Genomic DNA, 20,102 nt, shown 5'->3' on the forward strand with positions numbered 1-20,102 from the left:
AAAATTAATATTAAAGTTAGGAATTTAAAAAATTATATTTAGTTTTAAAACTATTAATATAATTTAAAAAATCTATATAATAAAAAATACATAAAAAAATAAAAAAAATATTTATATCTTTTTTTAAAAAAATTATTTATATGAAATATATGTTCTTTAAAAAAATTAAATAATTTCGAATATTATCTTAAAAAATTTAAAATGAGCATGAAATGCGTCTAATAATAAAAAAAAATATTAATAAAAAAGAAAACATGTTACTAAAAACTTTAGCTATGCCATATAATACTAATGCTAATGGAGATATTTTTGGAGGTTGGATTTTATCTCAAATGGATATGGGAGGAGCTATTTTAGCAAAACAAATATCTTTAGGAAGAGTAGTTACTGCACAAGCTAAAAATGTTTCTTTTATTCACTCTATTTCAGTTGGAGATATTATAAATTGTTATGGAAAATGTATTAAAATTGGAACAAGTTCTATGAAAATAAAAATAGAAATATGGGTAAAAAGATTATATTCTAAACCTATTAAAGAAAAATATTTATCTACTCATGGAATTTTTATATATGTAGCTATTAATAAAAATGGAAAACCTAGACCAGTTTTTAATAAATAAAATTTTTGTAAAAAAAAATATTTTTTTAAAAATAAAAAATTAATTACTCGCAATCTTAAAAAAAAAAATTTAACAAAAATAAAAAATTGTGAGTAATTAATAACAATTTAATTAGATTTATTTATTTAATTTATTTTTATTAAAGAAAAAAATAAAAAAAATACTAATTTATATTTTTTTTTTTATAGATAAACTTATTTTTTTTAAAGATTTAATTGGATCTTTAGAAAGTGTAATAATTCTTCCTAAAACAATATAATTTACTTTAAAATATGCAGCTTCAATTGGAGTAATAACATTTTTTTGATCATTTAAAGAATTATTTTTTTTTCTAATACCAGGAGTAATAATTTTAAATTTATTATTTAAAAATTTTTTTATATATTTTACAGAACTTCCAGGACAAACTACTCCATCTAAACCAATTTTTTGAGATAATTTAGATAATCTTAATACATTTTTATTAATAGAATCATACATTCCAATTGATTTTAAATCTAATTTAGACAAACTACTTAATATTGTAATAGAAATTAATAAAGGAGGTTTATTTTTAAAATAAGAAATAGCTAATTTAGCAGCTTTCATCATATCCTTACCTCCTAAAGAATGAATACTAATCATCCATAAATTTAATTTAGATAAAGATTTTATAGCTCTTGAAACAGTATTTGGAATATCATGAAGTTTTAAATCTAAAAATATTTTAAAACCTAAATAAATTATTTCTTTAATAAAACGTATTCCAAATAAAAAAAACATTTCTTTTCCAATTTTTAAACGATATATTTTTGGATCTAATAATTTTATTAAATTCATAGCTTTCTTTTTATTAGAATAATCTAATGCAATTATAATTTTTGTTTGATTTAATTTAATTAAATTATTATTTATCATTTATTAACCTTTTAAATAAATTGATAAAATATATATTTCATTTATAATTTTATTTTAAAATCTTTTGATATTGATCGTATGCATGATAAGAAGATCTAACTAAAGTTCCACAATAAACATCTGAAAAGCCTATTGATAAAGCATAAGATTTTATTTCTAAAAATTCTGAAGCAGTTAAATACCTTTTTACAGGAAGATGAAATTTACTTGGTTGAAGATATTGACCTACAGTTAACATAGATACTCCATTATCATATAAATCTTTTAAAACATTAAAAATTTCTTTATTATTTTCTCCTAAACCTACCATTAATCCAGATTTAGTAGGAATTTTTGGAAATTTTTTATGAAAATTATTTAATAATTTTAAAGAGTTTTTATAATTTGCTCCAGGACGAACTTTTTTATATAATCTAGGAACATTTTCTATATTATGATTAAAAACATCTGGTAAATTTTTTTCTAATAAATTTAACGCAATTTTCTCTTTTTTTCTAAAATCTGGAACTAATATTTCTATTTTAATATTTTTTATATTTCTAATTTCTTTAATACATTGAGAAAATTGAGAAGCTCCTCCATCTTTTAAATCATCTCGATTAACAGAAGTAATTACAACATATTTTAAATTTAAATAAGAAACAATTTTTGCTAATTTCTTTGGTTCATTTAAATTAATTTTCTGAGGTCTACCTTTATTAACTCCACAAAAAGGACATTTTCTTGTACAAATAGAACCTAAAATCATAAAAGTAGAAGTTCCTTGATTAAAACATTCAGTTAAATTTGGGCATTGAGCTTCCTCACAAACTGTATTAATATTATATTTTCTTAATTTTTTTTTTATTTTTTTTACTTTAGAAGAATCAACGGGAATTTTAATTTTTATCCAATTAGGTTTAATTAACATTATATTAATCTCAATTAAATTATAATAATTTTTTAAAAAATTTTTTATTAAAATATTTTATAAAAAATAAAAATATTATATTTTTATAAAAAATATTTAATATACATTATTAGTATAAAATATACCATATGGAGATTTATAAATAATTTTATACTTAAAAATTTTAGAAAAATTTTGAATAAATTTTTTTCGAAAAATGTTCATTGTTATTCCAGGTAATAAATCTATTAAATTAATCATTTTCATTGATTTATTTCCACAAGGATAAATATAATTATATGGAGTTAAATTAGTATTAATATTATAAGATATTCCATGTAATGAACAATAATTTTTAATTCGAAAACCTATTGAACAAAATTTTTTATTATTTATATATACTCCAGGAAATTTTTTTATAATATACCCATTAATAAAAAAATACTTTAATGTTTTTAAAACTACTTGATGTATTAAAAAAATAAAGTTTTTAATATTAATTCCTAATAATTTAAAATTTACTAAAATATATACTAATTGTTGACCAGGACCATGATACGTAATTTTTCCACCTCTATCACAGTTCATGACTGAAATATTTTTTAAATTTTTAATAATATTTTCATTTTTTTCAGAATTTCCTTTAGTAAAAATAGGATGATGTTCTGTAAACCATAACTCATCTTTAGTACTTAAAGATCTATTATCTGTAAAACAGTGCATAGCATGAAATATATTATTCCAATGAGTTTTTTTTAAATTACGAACATAAATTTTTTTCATAAAATTTTAATTCTTTTATTTATAAAAATTCTTAAAATATAAATTTAATTATATATTTTTAAGATAAATCTTTTATTCCATGAATAACAAATTCGACACCTAAAGATAATAATAATAATCCCATAATTTTAGTAATAATTTTAATTCCAGTATTTCCTAAAAAATTTATAAAAAAATTTGAAAGACTAAATATTATATAACAAAATAAAAAAAAAAAAGAAATAACTACAGTTCCTAATATCATATTTAAATAAGAAGAATGATGTAAACTCCATGTAATTGTAGAACTAATTGTTCCAGGTCCTGCAATTAAAGGCATTGATAAAGGAACTACACCAATATTTGTAGAATTATATTTTTTTTTTTTTATTTTTAATGTATTTTTTTTTAACATAGATAAAGCCATAATAAATATTAAAATTCCTCCAGAAATTTTAAATGATGCAATAGAAATTCCAAATAAATCTAAAATTAAATGACCAAAAAATAAAGAAGTACATAAAATAATAATAGAAGAAAAATTTGTAATTAAATTAATTTTTTTTTTTTTTATTTCAGAAAAATTATTAGTCATACTTATAAAAATTGGTATCATTCCAATAGGATTAACTAAAATTAACAAATTAATAAAAAATTTTATATAAATTTTGAAATCAATACTTAATGTTTCCATATAATACCTTTATATTAATTATTTTAATAATAATTTATAAATAAAATAATTAATTTTTTTTAATTAAATTTTTAAAAGTATATTTAATTTAAATTAAAAATTATTAATTTAAAAATTTATAATCTAATAAAAAAATTTAAATTAGTTTAGCAATAATACTCTTAGAATTTGTTCTAAAATTTAAAATTTTAACTTTAATTACATCTGAAATTTTATATAATAATTTTCCATTTAAATATATTAAACCTTTATCTTGATTAAGATCTAATTCAGAACGAATTCTATGTATAAAAGAACTTGGTATAAATATATTTGCCCCTGTTTCTAATAACTTTGCTCTAATTCCTCCTCTAGAAATTTCAAAAATTTCTGAAAAAAAAATTTTATCTTCAAAATTATTTTTTTTAAAATATTCTAGATATAAAAAATCTTCTATATCTCTTTCTGAAAGTCTATGTTTTCTTTTTTGATTAGATATATTTTGTATAATATCTTTTTTTAAGATAAATGGTTTAGTATTAAGAATAATAGATTTTAAAAATCTATGATTAATTATATCTCCATATTTTCTGATTGGAGAAGTCCATGTAGCATATTGTTTTAATCCTAAAGCATAATGAGGTTTAGGAATTAAACTAATTTCACTAAAAGATTGAAATTTTCTAATTCTATTTACTAAGTATTTATATTTTTTTTTTTTTAAAATTTTATAAAGATTACAAAAACCTTTTAAAGTTAACAATTTTTTTGAACTAATAATAATATTTTTTTTTTTTAAAAATGAAGATACATAATTTATATTTGATGCATCAAATCCAGCATGATTATTATATAATCCAAAACCCTTTTTTTTAGATAAAATTTTAGCTGCAGTTAAATTAGCTGCTATCATACATTCTTCTATAATTTTATGAGCAATTCTTCTTTTTTCAATAGAAATATTTAATACTTCATTTAATTTAGATAAATGAAATTTATATTCTAATCTTTCTGGAAAAATAAAAGAATTTTTTTCTCTCCAATTAATTCGTAATAAACAAAAATCATATAATAATTTCAATTGATTTTTTATATCTTTATATAAAGGTTTCCAAGAACCTTTTTTTTCTATCCAATTAGAAACATTTCTATATGACAATTTTGCTTTGGATTTAATCCAAGCTAAAAAAAAAGAACTAGAATTTTTAATAGATCCATTTTTTTTAATAATCATTTTACAAGCTAAAACAGGTCTTTTTTTATTTGGTTTTAAAGAACATAAATCTTCAGATAAAAATCTTGGTAACATAGGAACATTTAATCCAGGTAAATAATTTGTAAAACTCCTCTTAGAAGCAATTACATCTAATTTACTATTATATGAAATAAAAGCTGTTGTATCAGATATAGCTACTATTAAAAAAAAACTTCCATCTTTTTTTTTTTTTATAAAAACAGCATCATCTATATCTTTAGTATGATTATTATCTATAGTAATAAAAGAAAAATTAGTTAAATCTTTTCTTGGTATATTTTTATCAAAAACAATATTATTTAAATCTATTTTTGGTTCATTTTTTTTTAAATTATATTTAGATAAAACTATCCACCATGGAGTAAATGGGTCTTTTTTTTTAGAAATAAATTTAATTAATTCAGCATGAAAAACATTTTGATTTAATTTATGTTTAGTTAATTTTGCTAAAAACCAATCTCCAGATTCAAACTTTGAAATATCTTTTTTTAAATAATTGCATGGTATATATTCTTTTAATAATTGATTATCCGGAATAATAAAATATTGTTGATTTATTTTTTGTAAATATCCAATAAATGTATTTAAATAAGGTTCTATTAACTTTTCTGGAATAACAATTTCTCTATTTTTAGAAAATCCTTTTTTTGCAATAATTCTATCTCCATTCATAACTTTTTTAATTTTTTTTGGAGGGATAAAATAACTAACTTTAGAATCTATTTCTAAAAATCCATAACCTTTTTCAGATTTTTTTACTATTCCTTCCACTCTTTCAGTATTTATTTTTAATTTTTTTTTAAGTTGCATTAAAACAATATTATTATAAAACATGATAATTTGACCTAAAATATTATATTAAAATATAATAATTTTTATAAATTTTTAAAAAATTTAAGTTATTAAACTAAAATACTTTAAATTCGAGATATATAAAATTAATATACTATGATTTTAATAAAAGACCAAACTAAATTAAATTTTAAAAAATAATGTTTTTTTTTTAAAATTTTATTTATTAAAAAATAAAAAACTTAATATAATCCTACTATATTAAAACCTCCATCTACATATATAATTTGACCAGTAATTCCAGATGATAAATTACTAGATAAAAAAGAAGCTACATTACCAATTTCAATAATAGAAATATTTCTTTTCATTGGAGAAAATTTTTTATATATATATAAAATTTTTTCTAACCCTTTAATATTATATGAAGAAACAGTTTTAACTGGACCTGGAGAAATAGCATTAATTCGAATTTTTGGACCTAAAGAAGCAGCCATATAACGAACATTGGATTCCAATGAAGCTTTAGCTAATCCCATTAAATTATAATTTGGAATAAATTTTTGAGATCCTAAAAATGATACTGTTATTAAAGAAGAATTTTTATTTAAAATACTTTTAAATTGTTTAGCTAATTTAACAAAACTATATGAACTAATTAGATGTGATGAAATAAAAGATTTTTTTGTAAAAGAATTTATATAATTATTTTTTAAAAATTTTTTTTTAAGAAAAGCTAAAGAATGAACAATACCATCAAAATTACTCCATATTTTTTTTAAATTTAAAAATAAATTTTTAATATCAATTGTATATTTAATATTGCAATATAAAACAATATTAGAGTTAAATTCTTTAGCTATCATTTTAATTCTTTTTTTATATTTTTTTTTTTTATATATAAAAGCTAAATCTGCTCCCTGATAATACATAGATTTAGCTATTCCATAAGCAATAGAATATTTATTATGTAATCCAAAAATTAAAATTTTTTTACCAGATAAAAATCCCATTTATTTTATACCTTTTTTAAAAAAATATTATTTTAATAATTTTAATATTTATATAGTTTAATATTTTCTGAAAGAAAAATAGATTTTCCTATATAGTTAAAAGGAGTTAAATTATATAATTCTTTTTTTTTTATATCTGAAATATTTAAAGTATTAATAAAATTGTTAATTTTTTTTTTATTAATTTTTTTTCCTCGAAATAATAACTTTACTTTTTCATAAGAATTATAAATTCCAATTTTTCTCATAAAAATTTGAATTGGTTCCAATAAAATTTCTAAATTATTATTTAAGTCTTTCTTTAAAACATTTTTATTAATTTTAATTTTTTTTATTCCAATATTTATAAAATGATAACTAATAATAGAATAAGATAATATACTTCCTAAATTTCTTAAAACAGTTGAATCACTTAAATCTCTTTGCCACCTTGAAATAGGTAATTTAAATGAAATATGTTGTATTAAAGCATTAGAAATACCTAAATTTCCTTCAGAATTTTCAAAATCTATTGGATTTATTTTATGAGGCATAGTAGATGAACCAATTTCATTATTTTTGAATTTATATTTAAAATAATTTAAAGAAATATATCCCCAAATATCTCTATTAAAATTTATCAAAATAGTATTAAATCTAAATATACAAGAAAAAAATTCAGATATGTAATCATGAGGTTCAATTTGAGTAGTATATGGATTCCAATTAATATTTAAAGATTTTACAAAATTTTTATTAATATTAATCCAATCTAAATTAGGATATGAAAAAACATGAGCATTATAATTTCCTACAGTTCCATTAAATTTTCCTAATATTTTTATTTTTTTAAATTGATTATATTGTCGTTTTAATCGATAAGAAAAATTTGCAATTTCTTTTCCCATAGTAGATGGAGTAGCTGGTTGCCCATGTGTTCTAGATAAAAGTACAATATTTTTATATTTTAATGAAATATAATCCATTTTTTTAATAATTTTTTTCCAATGTTTTAAAATATGATACCTTCTAGCATCTTTTAACATTAATGCATATGCAATATTATTTATATCTTCAGAAGTACAACCAAAATGAATAAATTCTATTATTTTTTTTGAATTATTTATATTACTTAATTTTTTTTTCAAAAAAAATACAATAGATTTTACATCATGATTAGTAATTTTTTCTATTTTTTTTATTTTGTATGCGTGTTTCAAATTAAAATTATTTATAATTTTATTTAAAATTATATTTGTATTATTATCAAATTTTTTTAATTCTTTAATTTCTTTAATATTAGATAAATATTTTAACCAAAAAATTTCAATCATTAACTTATATTTAATAAATCCATATTCACTAAAAATTTTACTTAATTTTTGTGTTATTTTTTTATAACGACCATCTAAAGGAGAAACAGAACATAAATTTGAAAATTTCATAATTTTTCCTTAATTAATTTAAATTACTTTTATAAAAAAATATTTTATTTATAATAATTACTATTATATAATGAAATATTTTTTATAATTTTTCCCCCTCCTAAACATATATTTTTTGAATAAAAAACTGAAAATTGACCTGGAGTAACTGAAGAAACTGGATTTTTAAAAATAACTTTTATTTTTTTTATATTAATTTTATTTACTATACAAGAATGTTCTATTTCAGAATATCTAGTTTTTACTTTACAAATTAAAGGAAATTTTATTAAATTTATATTAATCCAATGCACATCAATAGCAAAAAAACCTTTAGATAATAAATAAAAATTATTAAATCCTTGAGAAACAAACAAAATATTTTTAGAAATATTTTTTTTTATTACATACCATGGTTTATGAGAATAATTTTTAAGACCTCCTATTTTTAAACCTTTTCTTTGACCGATCGTATAATTAAATAATCCGTCATGAAAACCTATAATTTTTTTTTTAATAGTCATAATAGGACCAGGATTAGAAGAAAAATATCTTTTTAAAAATTTTTTATAAAATTTTGGTTGAATAAAACATATTCCAGTAGAATCTTTTTTTTTATATACTTTTAAATTTAACTTTTTTGCTATTTTTCTTACTTTTTTTTTTTTTAATTTTCCTAATGGAAAAATAATTTTTTTTAACTGATTTTGATTTAATGTATATAAAAAATAACTTTGATCTTTTTTAAGATCTTTTCCTTTTAAAAGAAAAAAATTATTTTTTTTAAAACAGTTTATAGCATAATGACCTGTAGAGATATAATCTGCTTTTAAATTTTCTAAAGAAAATTTTAAAAAAAGTTTAAATTTAATTTCTTTATTACATAATATATCTGGATTTGGAGTTCTTCCTTTTTTATGTTCATTTAAAAAATTTTCAAAAACATATTTCCAATATTCTAAAGAAAAATTTACAGTATGAAGAAAAATATTTAAAGATTTACAAACTTTTTTAGCATCTTTTAAATCTTTTTCAGAATTACAATGTTCAGAATTATCTTCTTCTTCCCAATTTTTCATAAATAAACCTTCTACATAATATTTTTTTTTTAATATCCAAGCAGAAACAGAAGAATCTACACCTCCAGACATAGCTAAAATAACTTTTTTTTTTTTACACATGATAAAAATTTCCTATATTTATAATAAAATATAAAATCATAGTTTTTTTTATAACAATTATTTATGATATAATTATTATAAAAAATTATATAATAAAATATTATAAGTTAATATATATCTTTAATAAAAATTATTAGTAATTTATATTTTAAATATTTATATAAAAAAACTATTTGTAAAAAAAATATTTATTTTATTTAAAATTATTATTAATAATAATTTATCTAAACTTTTTAATATGGTTTTTTTAATTTAATGAAAAAAATAAGAAATTTTTCTATAATTGCACATATAGATCACGGAAAATCAACTCTTGCTGATAGATTAATTCAAATTTGTGGAAATTTAACATCAAGAGAAATATCTAATTGTATGTTAGATACTATGGATATAGAAAAAGAAAGAGGAATTACAATAAAAGCACAAACTGTAACTACAACATATAAGTCTAAAAATAATAAAAAATATTTTTTAAACTTTATTGATACTCCAGGACATGTTAATTTTTCTTATGAAGTAAAAAGATCTTTATCAGCATGTGAAGGTGCTTTATTAGTAATTGATTCTACTCAAGGAATAGAAGCACAAACATTAGAAAATTGTTATACTGCTTTAGAAATGAATATAAAAATTATTCCAGTTATTAACAAAATTGATTTACCTCATTCTAATCCTGAAAGAATTTCTTATGACATTGAAGATATTATTGGAATTTCTTCTAAAAATGCTATATGTTGTTCTGCAAAAACTGGTTTTGGAATTAAATCTTTATTAGAAAAAATTGTTCATAAAATTCCAGCTCCTAAAGGAGATAAAAAAAAACCATTACAAGCTATAATAATAGATTCTTGGTTTGATAATTATTTAGGAGTAGTATCTTTAATTAGAATTAAAAATGGATATGTAAAAAAAAGATCAATGATACAATTTATGAGTTCAAAAAAAATTTATAAAATAGAAAAATTAGGTATATTTACACCTAAACAAATATCATTAAAAATGTTAAAATGTGGAGAGGTAGGATGGATTATATGTGGAATAAAAAATATTTTAGCTGCTCCAGTAGGAGATACATTAACATTAGCTAAAAATCCTTGTAAAAAACCTTTACTAGGATTTAAAAAAATAAAACCACAAATATATGCTGGATTATATACAATAGATTCTAATCAATATAAAAATTTTAGAGACGCTTTAGGTAAATTAAGTTTAAATGATGCATCACTATTTTATGAACCTGAAAATTCTAAAGCTCTTGGATTTGGTTTTAAATGTGGATTTTTAGGAACTTTACATATGGAAATAATTCAAGAAAGATTAGAAAGAGAATATAATCTTAATTTAATTTCTACTCCTCCAACAGTAATTTATGAAATTAAAACAAATAACAAAAAAAAAAAATACATAAATTCTCCTATAAATTTTCCAGTAAAAGGAAAATTTAAAGAAATAAGAGAACCAATAGCAGAATGTATCATTTTTTTACCTCCTAAATACATTGGAAATATAATATCTTTATGTATTCAAAAAAGAGGTATACAAAAAAAAATGATTTATTATTCTCATCAAGTTTCTTTAACTTATTATATACCTATGTCAGAAGTAATTTTAAATTTTTTTGATCAAGTAAAATCTATTACTAGTGGTTATGCATCATTAGAATATAAGTTTAAAAAATTTAAAAAATCTGATTTAATATGTTTAAATATTTTAATTAATTCTGAAAAAATTGATGCTTTATCTGTAATAATACATAAAAATGAATCACAAAGAAAAGGAAGAGAAATTGTTGAAAAAATGAAAAAAATAATACCAAGACAACAATTTAATATTTCTATTCAAGCATCTGTTCAAAATAAAATAATAGCACGTGCTACAATAAAACAATTAAGAAAAAATGTTTTATCAAAATGTTATGGAGGAGATATTTCTAGAAAGAAAAAATTACTAAAAAAACAAAAAATTGGAAAAAAAAGAATGAAAAAAATAGGAAATATTAATTTGCCAAAAGAAGCATTTTTTTCTATTTTAAATATTAAAAACACTTAATAAAAACTAACAAAATTAAAAATTAGGATAAATATGTACAATTTTTTTTATATATTTTTATTATCATTAATAGCAATTAGTGGATTATTTTGGTTAACAGAAAAAATTAAAATTTTTTATTATAAATTAAAATATAGTAAACAACAAGAGAAATACACAAATAACAATCCTAATTCTATTGCAGAATTATTTCCTACATTATTTTTTATATTTATATTTAGATTTTTCATATTTGAACCATTTCAAATACCTTCAAGTTCTATGATGCCTACTCTTCTTTCAGGAGATTTTATATTAGTACAAAAATTTTTTTATAATTTAAAAAATCCACTAAATAATAAAATTCTATTTACGTTATCACATCCTCATAGAGGAGATGTTGTTGTTTTTCAACTTCCAGAAGATAAAAATAAGAATTATGTAAAAAGAGTTATTGGAATAGAAGGAGATGTTATTACTTATGATTCATCTACAAAAACAATATCTTTAATTCATAAATATAGTAATTTTAAAAAATCTATACAATTAATAAAATATAAAGATTTTAAAAATTTAAAGAAAAACTTAAAAAAATATTCTAATAATCAAGGTTATTATTTAGATGAAAGAAATAGTTCAAAAACTTATAAAGTTCTTTTAGTAAAAGGTAAAAAAGATGATAAAAAAAATTATTTTAAACAAAAAAATGAAAAAATAGGAAAATGGGTTGTACCAAAAGGATGCTTTTTTGTAATGGGAGATAATAGAGATAACAGTTTTGATAGTAGATATTGGGGATTTATTCCAGAAAGTAATTTAATAGGAAAAGTTAATATAATTTGGTTTAGTTTTAGAAAAAAAGAAAATAAATGGCCTATAGGTATTAGATTTAATAGAATTGGAAAAATCGTTTATTAAATAAATAAAAAAATAATAATTTTTTATAAAAAATTGGCAAATCATGGATTATACTGAAACAAAAAAAATACAAAAAATATTAGGATACGTATATAATGAAAAAAAACTTTTAAAACTAGCACTAACACATAGAAGCTCTAGTATGAAACATAATGAAAGATTAGAATTTTTAGGAGATTCTATCTTAAATTTTGTAATTGCTACAGCTTTATATAAATTTTTTCCTAAAATCAATGAAGGAGATATGAGTAGAATGAGAGCAACATTAGTAAGAGAACATACTCTAGCAAAAATAGCTCATGAATTTGATTTAGGAGAATATTTAAAATTAGGAAAAGGAGAATTAAAAAGTGGTGGATTTCAAAGAGAATCAATATTAGCAAACGCTATTGAAGCAATAATTGGAAGTATATTTTTAGACAGTAATATAAAAACAGTAGAAAAATTGATTCTAAAATGGTACAAAAAAAGATTAGAAAAAATTAGTCCTGGAGATACTCAAAAAGATTCTAAAACAAGATTACAAGAATATCTTCAATTTAAACATTTACCACTTCCTACATATACTGTAGTAAAAATATATGGAGAAGCACACAGTCAATTATTTACTATTCAATGTAAAATATTAAATATTTCTGAAAATATAATTGGAATTGGTTTAAGTAGAAGAAAAGCAGAACAAAATGCTGCTCAATATGCATTAATAAAATTAGGAATTGAGTGAAAACTAAAAAAGAACATTGTGGAAAAATTGCTATTATTGGAGATCAAAATTCAGGAAAATCAACTTTAATGAATATATTGATCAAAAAAAAAATATCAATTACATCAAAAAAAAAAAATACCACACAACAAAACATAACAGGAATTAAAACAAAAAAAAAATATCAATTTATTTATATTGATACTCCTGGATTTAAAAAAAGAGAAAAAAATAAAAAATATTCTATAAAAAAAATTATTAATTTTCAAAATTATATATTTAAAGATTTAACAATAGTTTTATTAGTTATTGAAAAAACATTTTTTAATAATAATCATATTAATATTATTAATTTATTAAAAAAAAAAAAAATTCCTATAATAATAATTATTAATAAATCTGATAAAATAAAAAAAAAAAATATATTATTACCTTTTATAAAATATTTAAATAAACAATTAAATATTAAAAAAATTATACCATGTTCTGCTAAAACAGGAGAAAATATAAAAATTTTAAAAAAAATTATTAAAAAATATATACCAATAAAAAAACATATTTATAAAAATAATGTAAATGATAATTTATCTTTAAAATTTAAAATTCATGAAATTATAAGAGAAAAAATAATGAGATATTTTGGAGATGAATTACCATATACAATTAATATAAAAATTTTTTCTATTAAAGAAAACATAAAAAAAGAAATGATTATAAAAACTTTTATATATTTAAAACATGAAAGACAAAAAAAAATCTTTATTGGAAAAAATGGAGAAAAAATTAAATTACTTAGTTTATTAACAAAAAAAAGTTTAGAAAAAATACTACTTAAAAAAATTCATTTATATATTTGGATTAAATATAAAAAAAATTATCAAAAATGTTTATAATATAATTTTTTATAATCTATAACAAAAGAAAATAATAAAAAATGAAAATTATAGGAATTGGTATTGATATTTTAAAAATAAAAAGATTAAAAAGAATCATAAAAATATATAAAGATAAATTTATAAAAAAAATTTTATCAAAAAAAGAAATTAAAAAATATAAAAAAAAAAAAAGAAAAATTAATTTTTTAGCTAAAAGTTTTGTAATAAAAGAAGCTACATGTAAAGCTTTAGGAACAGGAATGAAAAAAGGAATATCATTTAAAAGTATTGAAATATACAAAAATAAATTAAATAAACCTAAAATAAATTATTTATCAAAAGCTTTAAAAAAAAAAAGAAAATTAGGAGTTAAAAAATCTCATATCAGTTTTACTGATGAAAAAAAATATGCTCAAGCAATTGTTATTTTAGAATAATTTTATGACCTTTTTTTATAAAAAAATTGTTTTAATAAAATAGAACATTCTTTTTTCAAAACATTTTTTATAATTTTAATTTTTTTATTTTTAAAATTTAAAATATCATTAATATCATAAAATATTTTATTATAATTTTTATAATTTTTTGCTCCTATTACTAATTTATTAATTCTACTATGTAAAATAGCTCCTAAACACATTAAACAAGGCTCTAAAGTTACATATAAAGTAGATTTTAATAATCTATAATTTTTTAAAAATTTTCCTCCTTTACTTAATGCAATAATTTCTGCATGACTTGTTGGATTATTATTATTTATGGAACTATTCCATCCTATTCCAATTATTTTTTTGGAATTTATTAATAATGAACCAACAGGTACCTCTCCTTGATTATATGCAATATTAGCTAAAAGTAAAGAAATTCTCATCCAATTTTCATGTTTTTTTTTACTATTCATAATTTTATATATTTTAATTTAATTATTAAATTTTAAATTTTTTAGAAATTCTAGATAATTCTCTTTTTAAAACTTTATTTTTTTTTTCTTTTCTTTTATCGTATAATTTTTTTCCTATAGCTAAACCTATTTTTAATTTACAAAAAGATTTTTTCCAAAAAATAGAAATAGGAATAACAGTATATCTAAATTTTTTCATTTCACTAGAAATAAAATCAATTTCTTTTCTTAAAAGTAACAATTTTCTATTTCTATTAAAATTATTAATAAAAGAAAATGAAACATTAGTTGTTTTTAAAGGTTGTATTTCACAATTAAATAAAAATAATTCGCAAGAACGTAATAAAACATAACTATTACTAATATTAATTTTTCCTTTTCGAATAGATTTAACTTCCCATCCTTTTAAAGAAATTCCAGCAGTAAAAATTTTTTTAATAAAAAAATTATGTTTAGCTTTTTTATTTACAGAAATAATTTTTTTTTGATAGTATTTTTTTTTTATTAACATACACAAATTTTTTTTAATAAATTATAATTTTTTAAAATTATTTTATAAAAGATTTTAAAATTTTTTAATATTTTTAAAAATAAATAAAAAATTATAAAAAGTTTTATAATTTTTTATATAATTAATTTTTAATTAAATTTTTTGAAACTGAAACCATAGCAGCTCTTAATAAACGATTGTTTAATAAATATCCTTTTTGTAAAACTTCTATAACATTATTTTTTTTTATTTTTTTAGAATTTTTTAAAAAAATAGCTTGATGTATAGTTGGATCAAAAGGAACATTTATTTTGTCAATAATAGAAACATTATTTTCAGTTAAAATATTCAATAAAAAACAATTATTTTTATATAATTTTTTTGAAATTAAATCATTAGAATTTTTAATATTTTTAAAAGCCATTTCTAAACTATCTATAATAGGTAATAAATTAATAAAATATTTTTCTAAAGAAAATTTATAAATAATTTCTAAATCTTTATCTAATCTTAATTTTATTTTATTTATTTTTTCTTTTTCTATATTTTTTAAGATAATATATTTATTTATTAACTTTTCTTCTTTTTTTTTTAATGATTTTAAAATTTTGTTATTTTTTTTTACATCTTTTTTTCTAAATTTAATATTTTTAAAAATATTTTTTTCTTTTAAAGTCATATGTTCTCCTAAAAAATTTTTATATTATTGATCTTTTACTAAAGGATCTCTATAAGAAAAAAACATATCCCAAGGTTGTTCAATCCAAGTATCTTGAGGAATATCTATAATATAATCATCTACATAAGAACAACCTAATGGTTTAGCAAAAATAGTTACAAAAAATGCTTTAGGATACATTTCTCTAACAATTTTTGCAGTTCTTCCTGTATCTACTAAATCATCTATAATTAAAATATCTTTTCCTATACTTTTAACTTTTTTAATAATTTTTAATTTTTTATATAACATATTTTTATAACTTGATATACATATAGTATCAATATATCTTATTCCTAATTCACGAGATAAAATAGAACAAGGAACCAAACCACCTCTACTTACTGCAAATATTCCTTTCCATGATTTTTTATTACATAAACGTGTAGCTAAAATTTTAGTATAAATATGAAGCATATCCCAAGTAACAATATATTTTTTTTTCATAATAATTCTTAAAAAAAAACTAATAAAAAATAAAAAATTTAACAAAAAATATAATTAAATTTTTTAAATAACTAACAAATATAAAAAATAAGATTTTTATTATTTTAAAATTAATTAAATTTAAATATAATGGAATAAAAAAATGATAGGATAAATTTTATCGGTGCGGACGGGACTTGAACCCGTGACCTCCGGCGTGACAGGCCGATATTCTAACCATCTGAACTACCGCACCAAATTATTAAAATATATTTTTTATTAATTATAACTATAATTTCATAAAAAAACAACAATTTGTTAATTTGATTAAGTTAACCAAAGACATTTTCCATTTTTCTTCATTTTTTTTAGATATTTTTTATGTAAATTTATTTCTGAAACATTTGCTTTTTTAAATATAGGAGTATATTTAAATTTATTTTCTTTTGGTCTTTTTAAAATGTTATGATTAGAATTATTATTCATGAAAAAAAAAGATTTTTGAGAAGAAGTCATTAATAAATACACTTGAGCTAACAATTTAGCATCTAAAATAGCACTATGTAATTTTCTATTATAATTGATTTTATAACGTTTACATAAAGCTTCTAAACTATTTTTTTTTCCTGGAAATATTTTTCTTGATAATTTTAAAGTATCTAAGATAGTACAAAAATTTAATATATCTGGAATTTTTTTATTTAACATAGTTAATTCATAATTAATAAAACCTAAATCAAATTTAGCATTATGAATAATTAATTGAGAATTTTTTATATAATTTAAAAATTTTTTATAAATTTCAGAAAAAATAGGTTTATTTATTAAAAAATTATCAGAAATTCCATGAATTTTATATGCTTCTTTTTCTACTAAACGATTAGGTTTAATATAAGTATGAAAAATATTTTTAGTAATTTTTCTATCAATAATCTCAATTGCTCCAATTTCTATAATACGATGATTTAAATATATTGGACCTGAAGAATTAATTCCAGTTGTCTCAGTATCAAGAACTACTTTTCTAGAAAATTTTTTATTCATATTTTTGTTTTAATGAAAATATATTTAAGGAAATAAATAATGAAAAAAATAATTAACATATTTAGTGATGGATCTTGTTTAGGAAATCCAGGACCAGGAGGATATTGTACAATTATTAAATATAAAAAAAAAAAAAAAATATTTAGTTCAGGTTTTTTTTTCACAACAAATAATAGAATGGAATTAATGAGTGTAATTATTGGAATAAAAAAAATTAAAATAGCTTCAAAAATTATTATTAATACTGACAGTAAATATGTAAATTATGGAGTAACAAAATGGATGAAAATTTGGATAAAAAATAATTGGTTAAAAAAAAATAATAAAAAAGTAAAAAATATTGATCTTTGGAAGAAATTAAATAAACTTATTAAAAAACATATAAAAATTAATTGGAATTGGGTAAAAAGTCATTCAGGTCAATTAGAAAACGAATTATGTGATTTACGAGCTAAAAAAGAAGCAAAAAATCCAAAAAAAATAGATAAAGGGTATATTTTAAAAAAATTTAAAAATAAATAAAAAAAGATAAAATTTTTATAATAAATTATTTTATAATTAAAATAAAATTATTTAAAAAAATTAATTTTTAATATTTTTTTATTTTTTTTTTTTTTTTTTTGATTTATTTTATTTTTAAAAGGGATTAAAAAATTTAATTAAAAAATTAATTATAAAAAATTATAATTTATTAAAAAAAAATTTCTGGAGCTAAGCGGGATCGAACCGCTGACCTCCTGCTTGCAAAGCAGGCGCTCTCCCTGCTGAGCTATAGCCCCTAAAAATTAAATTTTATTTTTAAGATAAAGGTGTTAATAGGCCTGAGCGGATTTGAACCACCGACCTCACCCTTATCAGGGGTGCGCTCTAACCAACTGAGCTACAAGCCTTTTTAAAGCTCAAATATCAGAAAATTTGTGTGGGCACTTATATAATTTTTATAAGTGACTTTTAAGGAGGTGATCCAACCGCAGGTTCCCCTACGGTTACCTTGTTACGACTTCACCCCAGTCATGAATCACAAAGTGGTAAGCGCTTTCCTCTTCAGGTTAAGATACTTGCTTCTTTTGCAACCCACTCCCATGGTGTGACGGGCGGTGTGTACAAGGCCCGGGAACGTATTCACCGTGGCATTCTGATCCACGATTACTAGCGATTCCGACTTCATGGAGTCGAGTTGCAGACTCCAATCCGAACTACGACGTACTTTATGAGTTTTGCTTATCTTTGCAGAATTGCTTCTCTTTGTATACGCCATTGTAGCACGTGTGTAGCCCTGGTCGTAAGGGCCATGATGACTTGACGTCGTCCCCACCTTCCTCCGGTTTATAACCGGCGGTCTCCCTGAGTTCCCGGCCGAACCGATGGCAACAAAGGATAGGGGTTGCGCTCGTTGCGGGACTTAACCCAACATTTCACAACACGAGCTGACGACAGCCATGCAGCACCTGTCTCATAATTCCCGAAGGCACTCTTTTATCTCTAAAAAATTTTATGGATGTCAAGACCAGGTAAGGTTTTTCGCGTTGCATCGAATTAAACCACATGCTCCACCGCTTGTGCGGGCCCCCGTCAATTCATTTGAGTTTTAGCCTTGCGGCCGTACTCCCCAGGCGGTCGACTTAATGCGTTAGCTTCAGAAGTCATTTCTCTTGGAAACAACCTCCAAGTCGACATCGTTTACAGCATGGACTACCAGGGTATCTAATCCTGTTTGCTCCCCACGCTTTCGCACCTCAGCGTCAGTATTCGTCCAGGAGGTCGCTTTCGCCACAGGTATTCCTCCAGATATCTACGCATTTCACCGCTACACCTAGAATTCTACCTCCCTCTACGATACTCTAGTTTTATAGTTTCAAATGCAATTCCTGGGTTAAGCCCAGGTATTTCACATCTGACTTATAAAACCGCCTACGTGCTCTTTACGCCCAGTAATTCTGATTAACGCTAGCACCCTCCGTATTACCGCGGCTGCTGGCACGGAGTTAGCCGGTGCTTCTTTTTTAGGTAACGTCAAAAAATATATGTATTATATATATTTATTTCCTCCCTAACGAAAGTACTTTACAACCCTAAGGCCTTCTTCATACACGCGGCATAGCTGCATCAGGCTTTCGCCCATTGTGCAATATTCCCCACTGCTGCCTCCCGTAGGAGTCTGGACCGTGTCTCAGTTCCAGTGTGGCTGATCGTCCTCTCAGACCAGCTAGAGATCGTTGCCATGGTAAGCCTTTACCTCACCATCAAGCTAATCTCGTCTGGGCTCATCCAAAAACATAAGGCTTTTCAATAAATCAAAAGTCCCCTACTTTGGTTTTTCAACATTATGCGGTATTAGCTACCGTTTCCAGTAGTTATCCCCCTTTTTTGGGCAGATTCCCAGATATTACTCACCCGTTTGCCGCTCGCCGACAAGAAAAAAAATAAATCTTTTTCTTTCGCTGCCGCTCGACTTGCATGTGTTAAGCTTGCCGCCAGCGTTCAATCTGAGCCATGATCAAACTCTTCAATTTT

The 20,102-nt window shown here is 20.7% G+C and carries 19 protein-coding genes, 3 tRNA genes, 1 rRNA gene and 1 pseudogene; 7 read left to right on the forward strand and 17 right to left on the reverse strand.

Going from position 1 to position 20,102, the window contains the following annotated elements:
* The first annotated feature begins 221 nt into the window (after positions 1-221).
* Complete coding sequence (gene yciA / locus M5J13_RS01765; RefSeq protein ID WP_436835305.1) at positions 222-620, forward strand: acyl-CoA thioester hydrolase YciA; 399 nt, start codon at positions 222-224, stop codon at positions 618-620.
* Between the two features lie 168 nt (positions 621-788).
* Here the strand turns inward: yciA and pyrF are convergent, their stop codons facing one another.
* From pyrF to mnmA, 8 genes are all read right to left on the reverse strand, one after another.
* Entirely contained in the window at positions 789-1,517 is a 729-nt protein-coding gene (gene pyrF, locus M5J13_RS01770; RefSeq protein WP_252837198.1) for an orotidine-5'-phosphate decarboxylase, read from the reverse strand.
* 49 nt (positions 1,518-1,566) lie between these two features.
* The gene (gene lipA, locus M5J13_RS01775; protein ID WP_436835306.1) at positions 1,567-2,481 is read right to left on the reverse strand and encodes a lipoyl synthase; all 915 of its coding nucleotides are present in this window, start codon (positions 2,479-2,481) and stop codon (positions 1,567-1,569) included.
* 42 nt (positions 2,482-2,523) lie between these two features.
* Positions 2,524-3,189: a lipoyl(octanoyl) transferase LipB gene (gene lipB / locus M5J13_RS01780; RefSeq protein WP_252837200.1), complete on the reverse strand. Its 666-nt coding sequence runs from the start codon at positions 3,187-3,189 to the stop codon at positions 2,524-2,526.
* 58 nt (positions 3,190-3,247) lie between these two features.
* Positions 3,248-3,862, reverse strand: a complete 615-nt coding sequence (locus M5J13_RS01785; RefSeq protein WP_252837201.1) for a YchE family NAAT transporter — start codon at positions 3,860-3,862, stop codon at positions 3,248-3,250.
* Between the two features lie 136 nt (positions 3,863-3,998).
* The gene (locus tag M5J13_RS01790) at positions 3,999-5,930 is read right to left on the reverse strand and encodes an exoribonuclease II (RefSeq protein ID WP_252837204.1); all 1,932 of its coding nucleotides are present in this window, start codon (positions 5,928-5,930) and stop codon (positions 3,999-4,001) included.
* A 200-nt stretch (positions 5,931-6,130) separates the two neighbouring features.
* Positions 6,131-6,901: an enoyl-ACP reductase FabI gene (locus tag M5J13_RS01795; protein ID WP_252837205.1), complete on the reverse strand. Its 771-nt coding sequence runs from the start codon at positions 6,899-6,901 to the stop codon at positions 6,131-6,133.
* Between the two features lie 41 nt (positions 6,902-6,942).
* Entirely contained in the window at positions 6,943-8,325 is a 1,383-nt protein-coding gene (gene purB, locus M5J13_RS01800; RefSeq protein ID WP_252837206.1) for an adenylosuccinate lyase, read from the reverse strand.
* Between the two features lie 44 nt (positions 8,326-8,369).
* Complete coding sequence (gene mnmA / locus M5J13_RS01805) at positions 8,370-9,485, reverse strand: tRNA 2-thiouridine(34) synthase MnmA (RefSeq protein ID WP_252837207.1); 1,116 nt, start codon at positions 9,483-9,485, stop codon at positions 8,370-8,372.
* Between the two features lie 255 nt (positions 9,486-9,740).
* On the opposite strand from mnmA, the gene lepA reads away from it, so the two are divergent.
* From lepA to acpS, 5 genes and pseudogenes are all read left to right on the forward strand, one after another.
* Positions 9,741-11,534, forward strand: coding sequence for a translation elongation factor 4 (gene lepA / locus M5J13_RS01810; protein WP_252837209.1), 1,794 nt, complete (start codon positions 9,741-9,743; stop codon positions 11,532-11,534).
* A 192-nt stretch (positions 11,535-11,726) separates the two neighbouring features.
* Positions 11,727-12,431, forward strand: a pseudogene (gene lepB, locus M5J13_RS01815) (signal peptidase I); the annotation flags it as partial.
* Between the two features lie 43 nt (positions 12,432-12,474).
* Positions 12,475-13,155 carry a ribonuclease III gene (gene rnc / locus M5J13_RS01820; RefSeq protein WP_252837211.1) on the forward strand — a complete coding sequence of 227 codons (681 nt, stop codon included), beginning with the start codon at positions 12,475-12,477 and terminating at the stop codon, positions 13,153-13,155.
* The gene (era, locus tag M5J13_RS01825; RefSeq protein ID WP_252837212.1) at positions 13,152-14,027 is read left to right on the forward strand and encodes a GTPase Era; all 876 of its coding nucleotides are present in this window, start codon (positions 13,152-13,154) and stop codon (positions 14,025-14,027) included. Before rnc ends, era begins: the two co-directional genes overlap by 4 nt.
* A 41-nt stretch (positions 14,028-14,068) precedes the next feature.
* Entirely contained in the window at positions 14,069-14,446 is a 378-nt protein-coding gene (gene acpS, locus M5J13_RS01830) for a holo-ACP synthase (protein ID WP_252837213.1), read from the forward strand.
* Between the two features lie 2 nt (positions 14,447-14,448).
* On the opposite strand, the gene tadA is transcribed toward acpS, so the two are convergent.
* The 6 genes from tadA to dnaQ form a co-directional block, all read right to left on the reverse strand.
* Positions 14,449-14,910: a tRNA adenosine(34) deaminase TadA gene (tadA, locus tag M5J13_RS01835; RefSeq protein ID WP_252837214.1), complete on the reverse strand. Its 462-nt coding sequence runs from the start codon at positions 14,908-14,910 to the stop codon at positions 14,449-14,451.
* Between the two features lie 25 nt (positions 14,911-14,935).
* Complete coding sequence (smpB, locus tag M5J13_RS01840) at positions 14,936-15,421, reverse strand: SsrA-binding protein SmpB (RefSeq protein WP_252837215.1); 486 nt, start codon at positions 15,419-15,421, stop codon at positions 14,936-14,938.
* 121 nt (positions 15,422-15,542) lie between these two features.
* Entirely contained in the window at positions 15,543-16,079 is a 537-nt protein-coding gene (locus M5J13_RS01845) for a nucleotide exchange factor GrpE (protein WP_252837216.1), read from the reverse strand.
* 24 nt (positions 16,080-16,103) lie between these two features.
* Positions 16,104-16,565, reverse strand: coding sequence for a xanthine phosphoribosyltransferase (gpt, locus tag M5J13_RS01850; protein WP_252837217.1), 462 nt, complete (start codon positions 16,563-16,565; stop codon positions 16,104-16,106).
* Positions 16,566-16,726: 161 nt separating this feature from the next.
* Positions 16,727-16,800 (reverse strand) — tRNA-Asp (locus tag M5J13_RS01855).
* Positions 16,801-16,871: 71 nt separating this feature from the next.
* Positions 16,872-17,588 (reverse strand): DNA polymerase III subunit epsilon, encoded by a 717-nt coding sequence (dnaQ, locus tag M5J13_RS01860; RefSeq protein ID WP_252837218.1) that lies wholly within the window; start codon positions 17,586-17,588, stop codon positions 16,872-16,874.
* 39 nt (positions 17,589-17,627) lie between these two features.
* On the opposite strand from dnaQ, the gene rnhA reads away from it, so the two are divergent.
* Positions 17,628-18,110 carry a ribonuclease HI gene (rnhA, locus tag M5J13_RS01865; protein WP_252837219.1) on the forward strand — a complete coding sequence of 161 codons (483 nt, stop codon included), beginning with the start codon at positions 17,628-17,630 and terminating at the stop codon, positions 18,108-18,110.
* Positions 18,111-18,294: 184 nt separating this feature from the next.
* Here rnhA and M5J13_RS01870 read toward each other — a convergent pair.
* The 3 genes from M5J13_RS01870 to M5J13_RS01880 all read right to left on the reverse strand — a co-directional run bounded on the left by M5J13_RS01870 (position 18,295) and on the right by M5J13_RS01880 (position 20,101).
* Positions 18,295-18,367: transfer RNA gene (locus M5J13_RS01870), tRNA-Ala, on the reverse strand.
* A 37-nt stretch (positions 18,368-18,404) separates the two neighbouring features.
* Positions 18,405-18,478: transfer RNA gene (locus M5J13_RS01875), tRNA-Ile, on the reverse strand.
* A 62-nt stretch (positions 18,479-18,540) separates the two neighbouring features.
* A 16S ribosomal RNA gene (locus M5J13_RS01880) occupies positions 18,541-20,101 on the reverse strand.
* Position 20,102 lies beyond the last annotated feature (1 nt).

The sequence above is a fragment of the Buchnera aphidicola (Periphyllus lyropictus) genome (assembly GCF_024029895.1).
GTDB lineage: Bacteria > Pseudomonadota > Gammaproteobacteria > Enterobacterales > Enterobacteriaceae > Buchnera_J > Buchnera_J aphidicola_BA.